Source organism: Micromonospora lupini (assembly GCF_026342015.1).
Classification (GTDB): Bacteria; Actinomycetota; Actinomycetes; order Mycobacteriales; family Micromonosporaceae; genus Micromonospora; species Micromonospora lupini_B.
In genome coordinates this window covers 382,321-398,279 of sequence record NZ_JAPENL010000003.1, presented here as the reverse complement: position 1 = coordinate 398,279, position 15,959 = coordinate 382,321, and the positions used below count along the sequence as shown (strand labels likewise).

14 protein-coding genes are annotated in these 15,959 nt (G+C 72.7%); 6 read left to right on the top strand and 8 right to left on the bottom strand.

The window, feature by feature from the left end; all coding sequences use genetic code 11:
* Positions 1-21: 21 nt before the first annotated feature.
* From OOJ91_RS29900 to OOJ91_RS29890, 3 genes are all read right to left on the bottom strand, one after another.
* Positions 22-1,527: a bifunctional cytidylyltransferase/SDR family oxidoreductase gene (locus OOJ91_RS29900; RefSeq protein ID WP_266250186.1), complete on the bottom strand. Its 1,506-nt coding sequence runs from the start codon at positions 1,525-1,527 to the stop codon at positions 22-24.
* A gap of 145 nt (positions 1,528-1,672) precedes the next feature.
* Complete coding sequence (locus tag OOJ91_RS29895; protein WP_266251486.1) at positions 1,673-2,482, bottom strand: ABC transporter ATP-binding protein; 810 nt, start codon at positions 2,480-2,482, stop codon at positions 1,673-1,675.
* A 4-nt stretch (positions 2,483-2,486) separates the two neighbouring features.
* Positions 2,487-3,380: an ABC transporter permease gene (locus OOJ91_RS29890; protein ID WP_266250184.1), complete on the bottom strand. Its 894-nt coding sequence runs from the start codon at positions 3,378-3,380 to the stop codon at positions 2,487-2,489.
* A gap of 217 nt (positions 3,381-3,597) precedes the next feature.
* Between OOJ91_RS29890 and OOJ91_RS29885 the strand changes: the two genes are divergently transcribed.
* From OOJ91_RS29885 to OOJ91_RS29875, 3 genes are all read left to right on the top strand, one after another.
* The gene (locus tag OOJ91_RS29885; RefSeq protein WP_266251484.1) at positions 3,598-4,197 is read left to right on the top strand and encodes a TetR/AcrR family transcriptional regulator; all 600 of its coding nucleotides are present in this window, start codon (positions 3,598-3,600) and stop codon (positions 4,195-4,197) included.
* A 136-nt stretch (positions 4,198-4,333) separates the two neighbouring features.
* Positions 4,334-6,466 (top strand): DUF6077 domain-containing protein, encoded by a 2,133-nt coding sequence (locus OOJ91_RS29880; protein ID WP_266250183.1) that lies wholly within the window; start codon positions 4,334-4,336, stop codon positions 6,464-6,466.
* A gap of 235 nt (positions 6,467-6,701) precedes the next feature.
* Positions 6,702-8,459, top strand: coding sequence for a CDP-glycerol glycerophosphotransferase family protein (locus OOJ91_RS29875; RefSeq protein ID WP_266250181.1), 1,758 nt, complete (start codon positions 6,702-6,704; stop codon positions 8,457-8,459).
* An 84-nt stretch (positions 8,460-8,543) separates the two neighbouring features.
* Here the strand turns inward: OOJ91_RS29875 and OOJ91_RS29870 are convergent, their stop codons facing one another.
* Positions 8,544-8,882, bottom strand: a complete 339-nt coding sequence (locus OOJ91_RS29870) for a DUF952 domain-containing protein (protein WP_266250179.1) — start codon at positions 8,880-8,882, stop codon at positions 8,544-8,546.
* Positions 8,883-9,008: 126 nt separating this feature from the next.
* Here OOJ91_RS29870 and OOJ91_RS29865 point away from each other — a divergent pair, with 126 nt between their 5' ends.
* The 3 genes from OOJ91_RS29865 (at position 9,009) to OOJ91_RS29855 (ending at position 11,530) form a co-directional block, all read left to right on the top strand.
* Positions 9,009-9,320: a hypothetical protein gene (locus OOJ91_RS29865; protein WP_007457840.1), complete on the top strand. Its 312-nt coding sequence runs from the start codon at positions 9,009-9,011 to the stop codon at positions 9,318-9,320.
* 98 nt (positions 9,321-9,418) lie between these two features.
* A complete protein-coding gene (locus tag OOJ91_RS29860) occupies positions 9,419-10,087 on the top strand; it encodes a response regulator transcription factor (protein ID WP_007457842.1) in 669 nt (222 codons plus the stop codon).
* Between the two features lie 9 nt (positions 10,088-10,096).
* Positions 10,097-11,530, top strand: coding sequence for a sensor histidine kinase (locus OOJ91_RS29855; RefSeq protein ID WP_266250176.1), 1,434 nt, complete (start codon positions 10,097-10,099; stop codon positions 11,528-11,530).
* 66 nt (positions 11,531-11,596) lie between these two features.
* Here OOJ91_RS29855 and OOJ91_RS29850 read toward each other — a convergent pair whose 3' ends face one another.
* The 4 genes from OOJ91_RS29850 to OOJ91_RS29835 form a co-directional block, all read right to left on the bottom strand.
* Positions 11,597-12,550, bottom strand: coding sequence for a TAXI family TRAP transporter solute-binding subunit (locus OOJ91_RS29850; protein WP_439117141.1), 954 nt, complete (start codon positions 12,548-12,550; stop codon positions 11,597-11,599).
* An 81-nt stretch (positions 12,551-12,631) separates the two neighbouring features.
* On the bottom strand, positions 12,632-13,312 hold the full coding sequence (locus OOJ91_RS29845; protein WP_266250174.1) for a hypothetical protein: 681 nt from the start codon (positions 13,310-13,312) through the stop codon (positions 12,632-12,634).
* Between the two features lie 106 nt (positions 13,313-13,418).
* Positions 13,419-14,216, bottom strand: coding sequence for a peroxide stress protein YaaA (gene yaaA / locus OOJ91_RS29840; protein WP_266250172.1), 798 nt, complete (start codon positions 14,214-14,216; stop codon positions 13,419-13,421).
* 52 nt (positions 14,217-14,268) lie between these two features.
* Complete coding sequence (locus tag OOJ91_RS29835; protein WP_439117140.1) at positions 14,269-15,942, bottom strand: ArnT family glycosyltransferase; 1,674 nt, start codon at positions 15,940-15,942, stop codon at positions 14,269-14,271.
* Positions 15,943-15,959: the final 17 nt, after the last annotated feature.

The following is a 15,959-nucleotide window of genomic DNA, read 5'->3' as shown; positions in this document are numbered from 1 at the left end:
GTCGGAGTTCCGTCGCCCGCGTCAGCTCGCGGAGGACACGGCCGCCGCGGCCCCGGCCCGCGCCGGCTGGGCCGGCACCGACGGACCGTCACCGGGCGCCCGGCGTACGTCGATGACCTGACCGGTCAGGTCGGAGATCAGCACGTCAAGCGAGGACTGGGCGACGGCCTCCGCCGCGAGCAGGGTGTGCTCCGGCTCCTCGCCGAACGCCTTGGTCCGCATCGGGGTGGCGGTCCGCTCCGGGTTGATGCAGTTGACGCGGACGCCGACGTCTGCCCACTCGTCGGCGAGGGCCTGGGTCAGGTTGACCAGGGCGGCCTTGGTGGCCGAGTAGAGCGCGTAGCGGGCCCGACCCCGGGTGTACGAGCTGGAGGTGTAGAGCAGCAACTGACCCTTGGTCTGTTGCAGGTACGGAAGGGCCTGCCGCGCGATGGTCACCGGGCCGACGAAGTTGACCTGGAGCACTCGGTCCATCGTCTCCTCGTCCATCTCGGCGAGGGCGCCCCTCTCCAGGATCCCGGCGGTGACCACCACGTGGTCGATCCGGCCGGTGGCCTCGAAGGCGGTCGTCAGCGCGGCCTCGACGTCCTCGGCGCGCTCCACGTGGGTGCCGGTGGTGGAGCGGCTGAACGGGAAGACCTGCGCGCCGTAGCGCTGGGCCAGCTCGGTCAGCTCGTGGCCGATGCCGTAGCTGCCGCCGAACACCACGATGGTGCGGCCGGTCAGCTCCTCCGAGTAGCTGCGGTGGTCGGTCAGCCGGGGCGCCTGGGCCGCGGCGAGCTGGAAGAGCTTGTCCGCCAGGTGCACGTCGACTGGGTGGGTGACCTTGATGTTCTCGTCCGAGCCGTCGATCACCTTGATCGGGGTGCCCGGCAGGTAGCGCAGCACCACGCCGCAGTCGTCGGTGGCGGCGAAGTTGGGGTCACCCTCGGCGATCCGGTACGCCTCACGGATGGTGGGGGAGCGGAACGCCTGCGGGGTCTGTCCCCGGCGCAACCGGGAGCGCACCGGGATGTCGGTGATGCAGTCGTCCTCGTCCACCTGGATGATCGTGTCGGCGGAGGGGATGGCGACGTCGACGGCGTTGTAGGTCCACAGCGCGTTCACGCACTCGCGGACGATCCGGCCGCTGAGCAGCGGGCGCACCGCGTCGTGGAAGAGGATGTTGCAGTCGGCCGGGCCGACGGCGTCAAGCGCGATCCGGGTGGTCGCGTTGCGGGTGTCGCCACCCTCGATCACCTTCGTGACCTTGCGGAGGCCGGCCTTCTCGACGATCTGCCGGGCGTCCTCGACGTGGCCGGTGGCCATCAGCACGATGATCTCGTCGATCTCCGGGGCGGCCTCGAAGACGGCCAGGGTGTGCTCGATGATCGGCTTGCCGGCGATCTTCAGCAGCTGCTTGGGGATGCCGAGACCCAGCCGGGTCCCGGTGCCTCCGGCCAGCACCACGGCCACTGTCCGCGAGGGCCGCCACGGTACGGGGGTCTCCGTCGCGGCGTCCGGGCCAGTGGTCTGGTCCTGCGTCATTGCCGGATCCTCACTCTCTGCAGATGCGTTAACGGAAGGTTCCGCCCGAGCGGCGACGGAATGAACCTTAACGCGCGGACCGCGCCGCCCCAACGCGGGCGACGCGGTCCTGGTGCCGTGTCGATGCCTGTGGTTCGCCGGCACTCTACTTGCTGTTCGCGTACGCCTCGTATGCCCGGATGACCTCGTCGGTGGGGCCGTCCATCCGCAGGACGCCCGATTCCAGCCAGATCGTCCGTTCGCAGGTGTCGCGCACCGACGAGAGCTGGTGGCTGACCAGGAACACCGTGCCGGCGCCCTCACGCAGCTCGCGCACGCGCTGCTCGCTGCGCTTGCGGAAGCCCTTGTCGCCGGTGGCGAGCGCCTCGTCGATGAGCAGCACGTCGTGCCTCTTGGCGGCGGCGATGGAGAACCGCAGGCGGGCCGCCATCCCGGAGGAGTACGTGCGCATCGGCAGGCTGGCGAAGTCACCCCGCTCGTTGATGCCGGAGAAGTCGATGATGCCCGCGGCCTGCTTGGCCACCTCGTCGGGGTGCATGCCCATCGCCAGGCAGCCGAGGACGACGTTGCGCTCACCGGAGAGGTCGTTGAGCAGCGCGGCGTTCACGCCGAGCAGCGACGGCTGCCCCTGCGTGTGGATCGCGCCCCGGTTGACCGGCAGCAGGCCCGCGATGGCCCGCAGGATCGTGGACTTGCCCGACCCGTTGCTGCCGATCAGCCCGATCGCCTCGCCCCGGTACGCGGTGAACGAGACGCCCTTGACCGCGTGCACCTCGCGGACGTTCGGCGCGTTGGTGCGCTTGACCAGCCGGCGCAGCGCGGCCACCGGAGTGGTGCCACCGGTGGCGCCCTGGTGGACCCGGTAGATGATGTGCGCGTCGTCCACCACCACTGTGGGGATCCGCTCCGGCGTCAACACGGGCAGGGACACGGTCGCCTCGTCGGCGGCCGGCAGGGAATCAACCACGGCCGTACTCCTGTTCGCCGCGCCAGAAGTAGATGTAGCCACCGATGCCGGCCACCAGCGCCCATCCGGCGGCGACCAGCCAGAGCTGGGTCAGCGACTCGTTGAGCAGTGGCGCCTGCTCCAGCAGCGCGTACCGGGCCAGCTCGATGTAGACCAGCAGGGGATTGAACTGGACGAGCGTCGTCGCCCAGCCGGGCAGCCGCTCGAAGAGGCTGACGCTGTAGAGGACGCCGGAGCCGTACATCCAGGTGCGCATGACGAACGGCATGACCTGCTTCAGGTCGCTGGCCTTGGAGCCCAGCCGGGCGACCAGCAGCACCACGCCGGCGTTGAAGACCGCCTGCAACAGCAGGGCCGGCACCAGCATCAGCCAGTCGAGGGTGATCGGCTCGCCGGTGACAAGCACGATGCCGATCAGCACCACCATCGAGGCCAGCAGTTGCTGGAACTGGGTGATAGTGGTGGACAGCGGCAGGCTGGCCCGGGGGAAGTGCAGCGCCCGGATCAACCCGAGGTTGCTGCTGATCGACTGGGTGCCGGCCAGGATCGCGCTCTGGGTGAAGTTGAAGATGAACAACCCGGTGGTCAGGTACGCGATGAAGTTCGGGATGCTGTTCTGTGCCAGCACCACCCCGAAGATCAGGTAGTAGACCGCCGCGTTGGTCAGGGGTGTGAGCACCTGCCAGAGCTGACCCAGCTTGGCGTTGCTGTACGAGGCGACCAGCTTGGCATTGGCGTACGCGGCGATGAAGTGCCGGTAGGCCCAGAGTCGGCGGCTGTACTCGGCGAGGGTGGGTCGCTCACCGGCGACCCGGAGCCCGTGCCGAGCGGCCAGCTGCGCCTGGGTCAGGCCCGTGTCGGGGTCGACCAGCGCGGTGGTGGCCATGGAAATGGCGCTCCGATCTTTCGTGCAGACGGGTTGCTCGCGACGATGGGATCCTAGTGGGAAGTGTGCGCGGGGCGCCGCCTCGCCGCTGCGTGGACAGTAGTCCGAAACACGTGGGGACGCAACCGTACCGTCGTTGCGCTACTGTAGTGGGCGTGACCTGCGAGAAGAGTCCTTGGTGACGACCGAGAAGAGGCGCGTGCCGGCCGGCGCGGCGGTGCTGCGCGACGAGATCACCACGGCCATCCGGCGCGCGCTCATGCAGGAGCTCGCCGCGGTCGGCTACGGGCGGCTCTCCATCGAGGCGGTGGCCCGCCGGGCCGGCGTCAGCAAGACGGCGATCTACCGCCGGTGGAACTCGAAGCTCGACCTGGTGGTGGAGATCGTCGCCGCCGCGGCGCACGGCAAGCTGCCGGTGCTGGACACCGGCACCCTGCGCGGCGACCTCGCGCTGCTGTTCCAGGCGGTGGCACACGCGCTACGCCATCCCCTGGCGTCGCAGATCATCCCGGACCTGCTGGCCGAGGCAGCCCGCACCCCGGCCATCGACGAGACCCTGCGTCAGGTGCTGCACGCCCGCCAGCAGGAGATCGGCGGCCGCCTGGTCAGCCGCGCCGTGCAGCGCGGCGAGCTGCCCGCCGACACCGACCCGGACACCGCAGTCGACCTCATCGTCGGCCCGCTCTACTGGCGGCTCGCCATCGCCCGGCTGCCGCTCAGCGACAGCTACCTGGAGGGCCTTGTCGACTCGGTGGCCGCCGGACTCGGCGCGACAAGCGACGTACCGCTGCCGAGGGCAGCGCCGATCTCCGGCTGACCGGGCCCGCGACACCACCCGCAGCGGGGACCGGATCCGGCTGCCGCCTCCGCTAGGCTGCCCCCTTGACGCCTGGCCGTCACCAAGTTGACATCCGCCTTTCGCCCTCATATCCCGTCTGACGAGAAGGACGCCCGTGGCCAACGTCGACAGCATCGCCGTCGCGCCAAGCGATTCGGACCCGGTGCCGCGCGCCGAACAGGCACCTCGACCGACCACCGGCCCCGACCGGAGCCCGGCGGCCCGGGTACGCGCACTGGTGGCCGCGGCCCCGGCGCTGCTCACCGACGGTGCGGTGGTCGCGTTCGCACTCTTCACAGTCCTCTACCACGCGGCGTTCCTGGCGGACCTGCGCCCGTCGGTGACGTTCCGGATCTGGCTGCTCGCCTGCGTGCTGCTCGCCGTCGCGGCCCTGCTGCGCGCCCGTCGCCGCTCCGGCGGTGGCCTTCTCGGCGAGCGCGAGACCTCCACACCGAGCGAGACCTCCACGCCTGGCGACTCGACCGAGACGCGGCCAGCCGTCGACAGGCGTCTGCTGTGGGGCGTGCTGGCCGCCGCCGCAGTGGCCGCGATCACCGCGGGCCTGGTCGGATCGGGTGTCGGCATCTCCTGGTGGATTCCGGCGGCGGCCGGCCTGCTCGCGGCGATCGGGGGAATCCTGCTGCTGCGGCGGGTCTGGCTCGCCGGGCCGACGACCACGTCGATCGCGCCGATGCCCACCGCGCCGCAGTCCGCGTACGCGCTCGCCGTCGCGGTGCTGGTCGGGATCTCCTCGTTCTTCCTGGCCCGGAACACCCCCGACGACGTGTACTACGTCGGAAAGTCGGTGTGGATCGCCGAGCGTGACCTCATCCCGCTCAACGACTTCCTGTTCTCCGAGAATGTGCTGCCGGCGATGGGCTCGCAACCGCCGATCCCGTCGATCGAGGTGTTCGACGGCGCGTTGGCCCACGTGCTGGGCATTACCGCCGCCTCGGCCACGTGGTACGTGGCACTGCCGATCATGGCGGTGCTGGCGGTGCTGGCGCTGTGGCGGCTGACCCACAGGTGGGCCCCGCGTCGCCCGGTGCTCGCCTTCAGCGTGGCCATCGCGTACCTCTACCTTGTCGTCGGTGGGGACGCCGCGCTGGGCACGTTCCACCTGCCCCGGCTCTACGAGGGCAAGGGCATGTTCGTCTCGGCCGTCATTCCGCTGATGTGGCTGTACCTGACCGAGTGGTTCGACACCAGGTCGCGGCGGAGCCTGGCGCTCATCGTGGCGCTCTCGATCACCGCGATCGGCCTCACCACCACCGCTGCGATCATCCTGCCGATGCTGGTCGGGGCCGCCGGGTTCGCCATGCTGCTGGTCGGGCGGTGGAAGGCCGCAGTGGTGGCGGGGGTGGCGGCGCTCGCGTACCCGATCGGCTCGCTCGTGGTGTCCCGTCTGGTCCTCGGCGGGCTCGCCGCGGACGGCGCGGACGACGCCTTCTTCGACGCGGCGTACACGTACAAGCGCACCCTGCTGATCGGTGTGGTCGGGGTGATCTCCGGCCTGGCGCTCTGGTGTGGCCCGCTGCTGGCTCGTCGACGCACTCCCGCGCTGCTCACCGCGGGCGCGACCCTCGCTCTGAGCGTGCTGTTCGTCCCCGGCGTGCTGGAGACGTTGAGCGCGCTGAGCGGCATCTCCGTGGTGCTGTGGCGGGTGCCGTGGCTGCTCGCCCTGCCGACGTTGATCGGGCTGCTCTGCACGGTCCGGGTGCCGGCGCCCACGCCGGTGCTGCGCCGCGCGGCGGCCGGTGGGATCGCGGTGCTGTTGGTCGCCTCGTTCGCCCTCTTCGCCACCCCGATGTGGTCGGCGAAGAGTTGGGTCGACGTGCACGATCGGCCCACCTGGAAGTTGCCGCAGCAGCGTCAGTCGATCGCGTTCTGGATCAAGGGACTGGACCGCGCGCCCGGCCTGCTGCTGGCACCGAAGACGATCATGCGGACCTCCCTGGTCGTCACCAGTCAGGTCCGGGTCGTCCTGCCGCGTGACTTCTACCTCGTCGAGTACGACCTCAACTCGCAGTTCGCCAAGGACCGCCTGCTGCTCGCCGGTTTCGCCGATGGTGTCAGCACCGCGTCGCCGACCGAGCTGGCGCCGGCTCTGGCCCGGTTGGACGTGGGCACCATCTGTGTCTACAACGGCAACCAGTACGCCCGTGACATGGCGCCGCAGCTCGGCTACCAGGAGTTCGCCAAGCGTCGGGCGCCCGGTGCGATGACGTGTTTCCGGCGGGTCGGCTGAACGCATCGACGTCCGGGGCTTTGACCCAGATTGGTGCCGGATACCCGAGCGACACCGCCGTGTCCCTTCGCGTTAAGGTCGCAGTCACGCGCTGCCAGTCGCCACACGGGAATCCGGGTCACCGCCACCGTGACCTGATGCAGTCCGGGGGTCGCGGTTGACCATGCGCGACGTGGAGTGGCGTCGACCCACCGCGGGCGTCCGCCCGTCTTGGAAATCGTAGGGAGCGAACTCGTTGTTCGGCACGTTGACAGGACGCATAGGAGTGGCCGCCCGCAGCGCGCTGCTGGTGCTGTCCTACCTGGTCATGCTCGTCGCCGGCGCCTTCGGTTGGGTCGGCCTGTTCGCCGTCGCCGGGCTGGCGGCGGTGCTCGGCGAGTTCGCCGTCGCCCGCTGGTCGCCGCCGTCGCAGCTGCTGCTGGAGAAGGTCGGCCTGCACTGGTCGTACCGGCAGTTGACCCGGGACCTGGCGGCCGTGCTGCTGGTCGCCGCGGAGGTCGCGCTGAACGGCACCGAGCTGAGCCTGCTGTTGATCCTGCCGGCGGCGGTGTGGGTCGTCTCGGTCTTCGCCGGCGCGCTCTCCACCATGATCGACCGTCGTAACCCGCTGTCCGCCCTGGTGCGCAACATCGAGCTGGGTCCGCTGCGGTCGGCCCCGCGTCCCCCGGCCTGGGCGGCGGCGGTCGCGGGCGAGCGGATGCCCCTGCTCAACGTGCTGCTGGTGCCGGCCGCGGTGGCCGCCGCGGTGCAGCACGACACGACGCCGTTCCTCGTCGCCGCCGCGGTGACGGCGACGGCGACCGCCGTGGTGGGCGCGATCATCGCGGTGACCTGGCTGCGCGGCCGGGGTTCCGGGCAGGGCCCGTTGCTGCCGGCCGTCCAGCGGTGGCTCGACACGCACCGGCCCGAGGTGGCGCTCTACTTCGCCGGACCGGCCAAGGACGTCTACCAGGCCAACATGTGGCTCGCGCCGACCGAGGCGCTGGACCAGCGCGCGGTGGTGCTGATGCGCAGCCGGGAGGCGTTCACCGAGCTGGCCGACACCCGGCTGCCGGTGATCTGCGTACCGGCCGGGGTGGACTTCATGAACCTCGAACTCGGCAGCGTCCGCACGGCCCTCTACGCCGCGAACGTCGGCGCGAACATCCACATGCTGCGCGAGCCCGGCATGAAGCACGTCTTCGTCGGGCACGGCGACAGCGACAAGCAGGCAAGCGTCAACCCCTACAGCAAGGTGTACGACGAGGTCTGGGTCGCGGGCCTGGCCGGCCGGGAGCGGTACGCCCGCGCCGGTGTGGGCGTGCTCGACGCGGACATCGTGGAGATCGGCCGGCCGCAGCTGGCCGGGGTGCACACCTTCGGGGCCGAGTCGGTGGACCGGCAGTTCACAGTGCTCTACGCGCCCACCTGGGAGGGTTGGCTCGACGACGACCCGTACCACACCTCGCTGGTGTCGATGGGTGAGCGGATCGTCAAGGGCCTGCTGGCCACCAACCCCCGGGTGCGTCTGGTCTACAAGCCGCACCCGCTCACCGGGTCGCGGTCCAAGGCGGCCAAGGCCGTGCACGACCGGCTGGTGGAGGCGATCCGGGCCGCCGACGGCAACCCGAACGCGTCCTCCCTGGACGGCACCGCGCACCTCGTGGTGACCGGCCGTACGCCTGGGCTGTTCGACTGCTTCAACCAGACCGACCTGCTGATCAGCGACGTGTCCAGTGTGGTCTCCGACTTCGTCCAGAGCCAGCGGCCGTACGTGGTGGCCAACCCGGCCGGTCTGCCGGAGGACGAGTTCCGCCGGGAGTACCCGACCGCGCGGGCCGCGTACCTGCTCTCCGCCGACTGCGGCGAGCTGGAGAAGATCGTGGCGGTCACCCGGGCCGGCGACGACCCGATGACCGAGGCGCGCCGCGACCTGAAGACCTACCTGCTGGGGCCGGCCGAGGCCAACCCCATGGACCGGTTCCAGGAGGAGATCGCCCGCCTCTGCCGCTGACCCACGCACGACGTTCCGCGCCCGGCCCGACACCCGTCGGACCGGGCGCGGTCGCGTGAGCGGAGCAGGGCTGGCGCTGTCGCGTCAGTCGAGCAGGGCGGCGACCGCGTCGGCGACAGGTGTGTCGGCCGGCAACGCCCGTGCCGTCACCACGGCGGTCAGCGGCAGCGGTCCGTACAGGTGCGGGAAGAGCTGCCCACCCCGCGACGGTTCCCAGCGCAGGGCGTCGCCCAGCCGGTCGACGTCCACGCCGAGCAGAGTGAGGCCGGTGGCGCCGTCGAAGTGCCGGCGGGCCGTCTCCACCACCTGGTCGGCGGCGGAGAGGTGGAGGAAACCGTCCTGCCGGTCCACGGCCGAGCCGGCGACGGCGCCGACGGCCTGGGCGGCGTCCCAATCGGCTGTCGGCAACAGCTTGTAGATCATCTCCGCAGACTACGTCGCCGACGTCGCGCTGTGCGAACGTCGGCCGGTACGCGTTTCGGCCGTACCGCCGCCGACGCCGGTCGCGGCCCGGCATGCTCAGGTGGAGCGGCCGTGGAGGGATGGACGATGGCGAGCTACGACGACGACTGGACCGACAGCCAGCGCGGGTTGTACGACGAGTGCTACCGGGCCGGCGGCGAGTGGGCCGAGGACCCGGACACCCCGTCCGACGACGTACAGCATGTGATCAACCTGGCCGAGGCGGACGACGACGCCTTCGACGACGCCGAGATCGACTTCCCGCCCCTGGTCGACGCCGTCACCCAGGCCAGCGGGGTCAACGTCACAAGCGTGCCGGCCCGGCACGACGACCCCGGCTTCCGGGGCTTCGCCGACGGCGTCCGCGACGCGGTCGCCGACGACGTCTTCGGCCTGTAGGGCCCCCTGAGGAAACGGGCCCGGTAGCCGATCCGACCGGAGGCGGCCCTCCCGCTCGCGGCACCCTTCTGCCACCATTCGCAGGACGGCTGCGACGGATGGGGGGCACGGTGCGGATCCTGCTGGTGGAGGACGACCGCCGGGTGGCTGCCGCGCTCTCCTCCGCCCTGACCCGCCGCGGCTACCAGGTCGAGCACGCGGCCACAGTCGCCGCGGCGCTCTCCGCCGCCCCCTGCGACCTGGTGCTGCTCGATCTGACCCTGCCCGACGGAGACGGCACCGACGTGTGTCGGGAGCTGCGCCGACGCAGCAGCCAGCTCGGCATCATCGCGGTGACCGCGCGGGGTGAGGAACGCGACCGGGTGCTCGGGCTGCGCCTCGGCGCGGACGACTACGTGGTCAAACCGTTCTCGATGGTGGAGTTGCAGGCCCGGATCGAGGCGGTGCTGCGTCGGGCCGCGAACGCGGCGCCCGAGCGGCACCTGATCGAGGCGGGGGCGGTACGCATCGACGTGGCCGCCCGCACGGTGACGGTGGCGGGGCGCGCGGTCACGCTCACCCGCAAGGAGTTCGACGTGCTGCTGTCGCTGGCCCGCCAGCCGGGGGTGGCGGTGCCCCGCGACCGCATCCTGCTCGACGCGTGGGGCACCACCTGGGCCGACCGGCACACCGTCGAGGTGCACGTCGGGTCGTTGCGCGGCAAGCTGGGCGACGCGCGCCTGGTGGAGACCGTCCGCGGGGTCGGCTACCGGCTGCGCGATGCGTGAGGGGCAGCCGTGCGCCGTCGACTGGTGATCAGTTACCTGCTGCTGATGGTGCTCGTCCTCATCGCGTTGGAGAGTCCGCTCGCCGTCACCCTGGCCAGCCGGGAGACCGAGCGGGTACGCGCCGACCGGCTCGCCGACGCCACCCGGTTCGCCTCGCTGGCCGGGCCGGCGTTGCGCGGCGGCGAGCCCGGCCCGATCGGTGCGGAGCTGCGCAGCTACGACGAGCTGTACGGGATCGGCGCGGCGGTCGTGGACCGGGACCGGGGCATCGTCGTCGACTCCTCGAGCTGGCAGTCCACCGGGACCGCCACGGTGCTGGACGTCGCGTTGTCCGGGCAGCAGGCAAGCGCCCCCGAGTCGGTCTGGCCCTGGTCGGCCGGGCCGGTGGTGGTGGCGGTGCCGATCAACGACGGCGGTGAGGTCCTCGGCGCGGTGGTGATCGTGACCCCGGCCGACGACATCCGCCGGGCCGTGAGCAGTTGGTGGCTGCTGCTCACCCTGGCCGGCCTGCTCGTCGTGCTGGCCTGCGTGCTCACCGCGTTCGGGTTGGCCGGTTGGGTGCTGCGCCCGGTGACCGAGTTGGACGCCGTCACCCACGAGATCGCCGAGGGTGACCGGGGCGCGCGCGTACAGCACCGGCTCGGCCCGCCGGAGCTGCGCCGACTCGCGGCAAGCTTCAACCACATGGCCGACGTGGTCTCCGACGTGATGGACCGGCAGCGCGCGTTCGTCGCGCACGCAAGCCATCAGCTGCGCAACCCGCTCACGGCGCTGCGGCTGCGGGTGGAGGAGCTGGGTCCCAGCCTCACCGGCGCGGACGGGCGCTCCGAGCACCGGTTGGCGCTTGAGGAGACCGACAGGTTGGCGCTTGTGCTCGACGCGCTGCTCACCCTGGCCCGCGCCGAACGGGAGGAGAACGAGCGCGTCACCGTGGACGCCGCCGCAGTGGCCGCGTCCCGGGTGGCCGCGTGGGCACCGTTGGCCCGGCACCGGTCGGTCGCGCTGCGGATGGCCACGAGCGACGCCCCGGCGTACGCGCGGACCGTGCCGACCGCCGTCGACCAGGCGCTGGACGCGCTCATCGACAACGCGGTGAAGTTCAGCGGGGCGGGCGGGGCGGTGACGGTGACCGTGGCCCGGCGCGACGGCGGGGTGGTCCTGGAGGTGCGCGACACCGGCCCGGGGATGACCGAGAGTCAGCTCGGCCAGGCCACCGAGCGGTTCTGGCGTGCGCCGGACGCGCAGAACGTCGACGGCGCGGGGCTCGGCCTGACCATCGCCGCCGTGCTTGTGGACGCCTCCGACGGGCGGCTGACCATGCGGCCGGCCCAGCCACGCGGGCTGGTCGCCGACCTGTGGTTCCCGGCCCCCGAGCCCGAGCCGGCGGTGGCGTCGGCGGACGAGGACACCGCCGCCGACCTGCGGCCCGCCCCGGCGCGCTAGCGGCTCGCCCCGCCACGGCAGCGACCCGAGTGGGCCGCGAAGCGCCTCGGGCGCGGCCGGCGACGGTCAGGGCTTGGCGGCCCGGTACCAGGCGGCGGCGCCCGGGTGCAGCGGCAGCGGCGCGGTGGCGATCGCCGAGCGGGGGCTCATCCGTCCCGCCGCCGGATGCGCCGCGCCCAGCTCGGCCCGACGCTCCATCAGCAGCCGGGTCACCTCCCGGACCAGCGGCTCCGGCAGGCTGGCCCGCACGATCAGGTAGTTCGGGTCGGCGACGGTGGTCACCGGGTTCATGCCGTACACCGAGCGGGGAATGTCCCGGGAGACGTAGACCTGGCCGTACCGGGCGCGCAGCGGCTCCGTCCACTCACCGAGGCCCACGATGCGTGTGGCGCTGCGCCCGGCCAGCTCCTCGATGCCGCGCACGGGCAGGCCACCGGAGAAGAAGAACGCGTCGATGCGCCCCGCGCGCAGCGCCGCCACCGAGTCGTCAAGGCCGAGCCGTTCCCGGCGTACCGTGTCGCCGCCGAGGTGGGCCACCTCCAGCAGCCGGGTGGCGGTGATCTCGGTGCCCGAGCCGGGCGCACCCACGGAGACCCGGCGGCCCCGCAGGTCGCCGACCGTGCGGACCGGCCCGCCGTCGGTCGTGACCAGATGCAGTTGGTCGTCGTACACCCGAGCCACCGCGTCCACCGACGGGCTCAGCGCCGGACTGGTGGGCAGCACGTCGGCCTGGGTGAAGCCCAGCTCGGCCGCTCCGGAGCCGACCAGGCGCACGTTCTCCGCCGAGGCGGCGGTGATCACCACGCTGGCCCGTACCCCTGGTAGTTCCCGGTTGAGGATGGTCGCGAGGGACTGCCCGAACGCGTAGTAGACGGCGGTGGGGCTGCCGGTGGCGATCCGGATCGATATCGGCTCGGCCGGGTCGTCCCGACAGCCGGCGGCGGTGAGGGCCGCGACAAGCGCCAGCGCCGCCGCCCCCGCGCGGCGCGAACCGCTCCGACCCGACGAGGTACGACTCACGCGGTGCACTGTGCGCGTTCCGGCGAACGCGCGCAAGCCCGTACCCGTCAGTGCCGCCGATGGGTGCGGCGCGGGCTCCGATCAGCAGGCCGGCTCCGGGGCCGCGCCCCGCGCCGGCTCCATCGACGCGCTGCGCAGGATGCGTTCCCGGTCCGGCCCGTCGGCCACGCTGACCAGGAAACAGCCGGTGCCCGGGCGCAGCACGGCCGGCACGTCGAGCACGGCCGCGCTGCGGATCAGCACGGCGGCCAGCTCCCGGTCGGTGAGGCGTACGCCGAGAATGTGCCGCCGCACGTGCCGCCCGCCGGCCAACAGCGCCGACCGCCAGGCCGCCGCCGCGAGCCGGGACATCCACCGGCGGCGGGCCGGCGAGGCACCCGGCACGGGACCGCCCAGCAGCTCCCGACGCCCCTGCCACCAGCCGGCATCCACCATCCGGGCGTACGCCCCCCGGTGCTCCGGCGGCACCCAGAGCCGGTGCAGCTCGTAGCGGCGGCGCAGACCGCCGACGGCCACCTCCTGGGTGACCGGGATGTCGAGGCGGGCGAGCAGTTGCCGCATCCGCAGCGCGGCGTCCTCCCGGTTGAACTCGACCCCCGGCGCGTGCGACGGCAGCGCGGCGGCCGAGCGGACGCCGGCCGCCGGTGCCGTACAGCGCAGCAGGCAGGCGGCCTCGAACGCGTCGCCCAGGGTCAGCCAGTCCAGCGGGGGAGGCGTCGCCGGCGAACGGGGCCGGTCGAGCAGGGCGGGATCGCGGGCCAACGGAGGCTCCTTCGTCGGAGTCTGGGTTCCCCTACCGTGGCCCCTGCACGGCCGCAGCGGAACGCATCCCGCCCAGCCTTGAGGAAAACTTGCGGCTCACGGGCCGCTACAGGTCCGTGACGACCAGGTCCACCTGCCGGACCCGGCCAGCGGCGGCCGGCTCCTCCACCACCGTGTGCTTCAGCTCCCGCAGCGTGCCGATCAACTCCGCGGCGGTACGCGGCCGGGCCCCGGCGACCAGAAGGTCACGAACGAGCCGCCCCTTGGTCGCCTTGTTGAAGTGGCTCACGACCGAGCGGACCGGCACGCCGTCGACCTCCCGCTCGTGCAGCACCCGCACGGTCACCGTCCGCTCGGCCAGCTCACCGCGCGGCGTCCAGGTGGCGGCGTACGCGCCGGACCGCAGGTCCAGCACCGGCCCCCGACCGGCCGCGCCGGCCAGGACCGGGGCCAGCTCCCCGCGCCAGTACGCCGACAGCGCCCCCACGCCCGGCAGGCGGGCGCCGATCGGGCAGCGGTACGGCGGGATCCGGTCGGCGAGACGGACCGCCCCCCACAGCCCGGAGCTGATCAGGATCGACCGGCGTGCCGCCCGCTGCGCCGCCGACGGCAGCGTGGCCAGCTCCAGCGCCTCGTAGAGGACCCCCGTGTAGAGCCGTTCGGCCGGGGCGGTGGCCGCCGCCCGCAGCCGGGTGTTGCGGCGCAGCTCGCCGCGCTGGCCCTCGCTGAGGCCGAGGGCGGCACGTGCGGCCTCCTCGTCGGGCCCGGCGCTGAGGGTCACGAGCGCGTCGAGGACCCGCTCGCGGGCCGGGTTCAGCTCCGGCAGCGAGAGCCGCTCCGGGGTCCACCGCCGTCCGGTGCCGGCGTCGGCCTTCCCCTCCGAGGGCGGCAGCAGGATGAGCATCGGTTCTCCTCGGGCGGGTGCAGCGGCAGCCCGGCCAGCGTACGACCCGCCGCTACCGCCAGGGCCGCACCGGTGTGTCGGGGTGGTACACGCGATAGCCGCCCACCTCGCGCACCGGTGCGGCGTCGGGCCGGTCGCCGAGCAGCCGGCGCAGCCGCCGGTCCATCGGCGAGTCGACCTCCACCACGTAACCCGGCCGGGCGGCCCGCCCGACCTGCCGCCAGTACGGGCGGTAGCGGTTCTGCCCGGGGGACAGGTCCCCGTCGAGCACCCCGCAGACCACCGACTCGTCGGTGTTGAAGATCAGCCGGTTGCAGGTCCAGTAGTCCCCGTACACCTCGTGGGGCCCGTCGGCGCGCAGCGCGGCGGCCAGCTCCCGGGCCTGACGCTCCTCGGTCCGCGACGCGGCGGTGCCGGTGGTCGCGAAGACCACGGTGACCACGAGCGTCGTCGCGGCAAGCGCCGCCAGCACGGCTGTAGCCAGCGCGCCGGCCAACCGGCCGAGCGCTCCCACCGTGCCCCGCCAGCAGGCCAGAGCCGCCACCCAGAGCGGCCAGAGCACCGCCGGCAACGACAGTTGCAGCACCGACAGGTAGCGCGCGTTGTCCAGCGGACTGGTCGCGGCGAGCGGGCTGCGCACGTACGACAGCAGTGTCAACGCCGCACCGACGACAAGCGCGAGCTGCACCACGGGCCCGACCCGCGCGCCCCGCAGCGCGCCCCCGGGCTGCGTGCCGGGCGGGGTGTCTGCGGCCTGCGCGCCCCGCGATGCGTCGGCGGCCCGGCGGTACGCGAGGAGCGCGAGCACGGCGGCGGCCACCAGCAGCACCGGGTAGATCACGCCGAACCACTGCTGCCACCGGCCGCACCCGTCGACCGGGCAGAGCCCGTGCGCCAGTGGCACCCCCTCCAGCAGGCCGCCGGAGATCCGGTCCGACCACTGTGGCAACGGGCCGGCCTTGGTGCTGACCTCCCGGAACACCGTCAGCGAGTCCTCGCCCGGCCCGGCCCGCAGGTTGTCGACGATCATCGGCGCCACCCCGGCCACGAAGCCCGCCACCAGCAGCAGCCCCGACCAGCCGAGCAGCTCCCGCCGCACCGCCCACACCAGGGCCAGGCCGGCCACCGCCAGGTACGGCAGGATCAGCCAGTCCGACCAGGCGGCCAACCCGACCAGCAGCCCGAACAGCGCCACGGCCAGCCGACGGCGGCGCACCGTCCCGGTGGCCAGCCCCACGGTGATCAGCAGCATCAGCAGCACCGCCGGCTTCACCTCCGGACGGCCGCCGACCACGGTGAGCTGGTCGCGCACCACCCGCTCCGGCCCCAGCGCCAGCAGGCCGACGACGAGGACGGCGAACCACGGCGTGTAGAGCCGGCGGGTGAGCCGGTACACCAGGTAGAGGAAGACCGCGTACAGGGCGAGCATCGGCAGCCGCAGCACCGGCCAGCTCGGCCCTGCCACCGCGAGCAGCGGCGCGGCGAGGTACGACTCCAGCATGCCCATGTAGTGCTGGCCGTAGAGGAAGACGGGGCGTTCCCGGCCCTGCCCGATGTGCAGGGCGGCCAGCCCGAAGGTCGCCTCGTCGCTGTTCGACACCGGCACGGTGTACAGCGTGAGGACCAGCCGGTATCCGACACCGACCAACCCGACCAGGAGCGCGACGAGCGCCGGCCGGTCGAGTCGCGGACGCCACCGCCCGCCGTGCTGCACTGGATGCGACACGACCACGCCCCCGTCGT

Bases quoted from the DNA above. Each gene is read 5' to 3' on its own strand.
- OOJ91_RS29900 (WP_266250186.1), bottom strand. From the start codon at position 1,527: ATGACGCAGGACCAGACCACTGGCCCGGACGCCGCGACGGAGACCCCC.
- OOJ91_RS29890 (WP_266250184.1), bottom strand. From the start codon at position 3,380: ATGGCCACCACCGCGCTGGTCGACCCCGACACGGGCCTGACCCAGGCG.
- OOJ91_RS29870 (WP_266250179.1), bottom strand. From the start codon at position 8,882: ATGATCTACAAGCTGTTGCCGACAGCCGATTGGGACGCCGCCCAGGCC.
- OOJ91_RS29865 (WP_007457840.1), top strand. From the start codon at position 9,009: ATGGCGAGCTACGACGACGACTGGACCGACAGCCAGCGCGGGTTGTAC.
- OOJ91_RS29860 (WP_007457842.1), top strand. From the start codon at position 9,419: ATGGGGGGCACGGTGCGGATCCTGCTGGTGGAGGACGACCGCCGGGTG.
- yaaA (WP_266250172.1), bottom strand. From the start codon at position 14,216: ATGCTCATCCTGCTGCCGCCCTCGGAGGGGAAGGCCGACGCCGGCACC.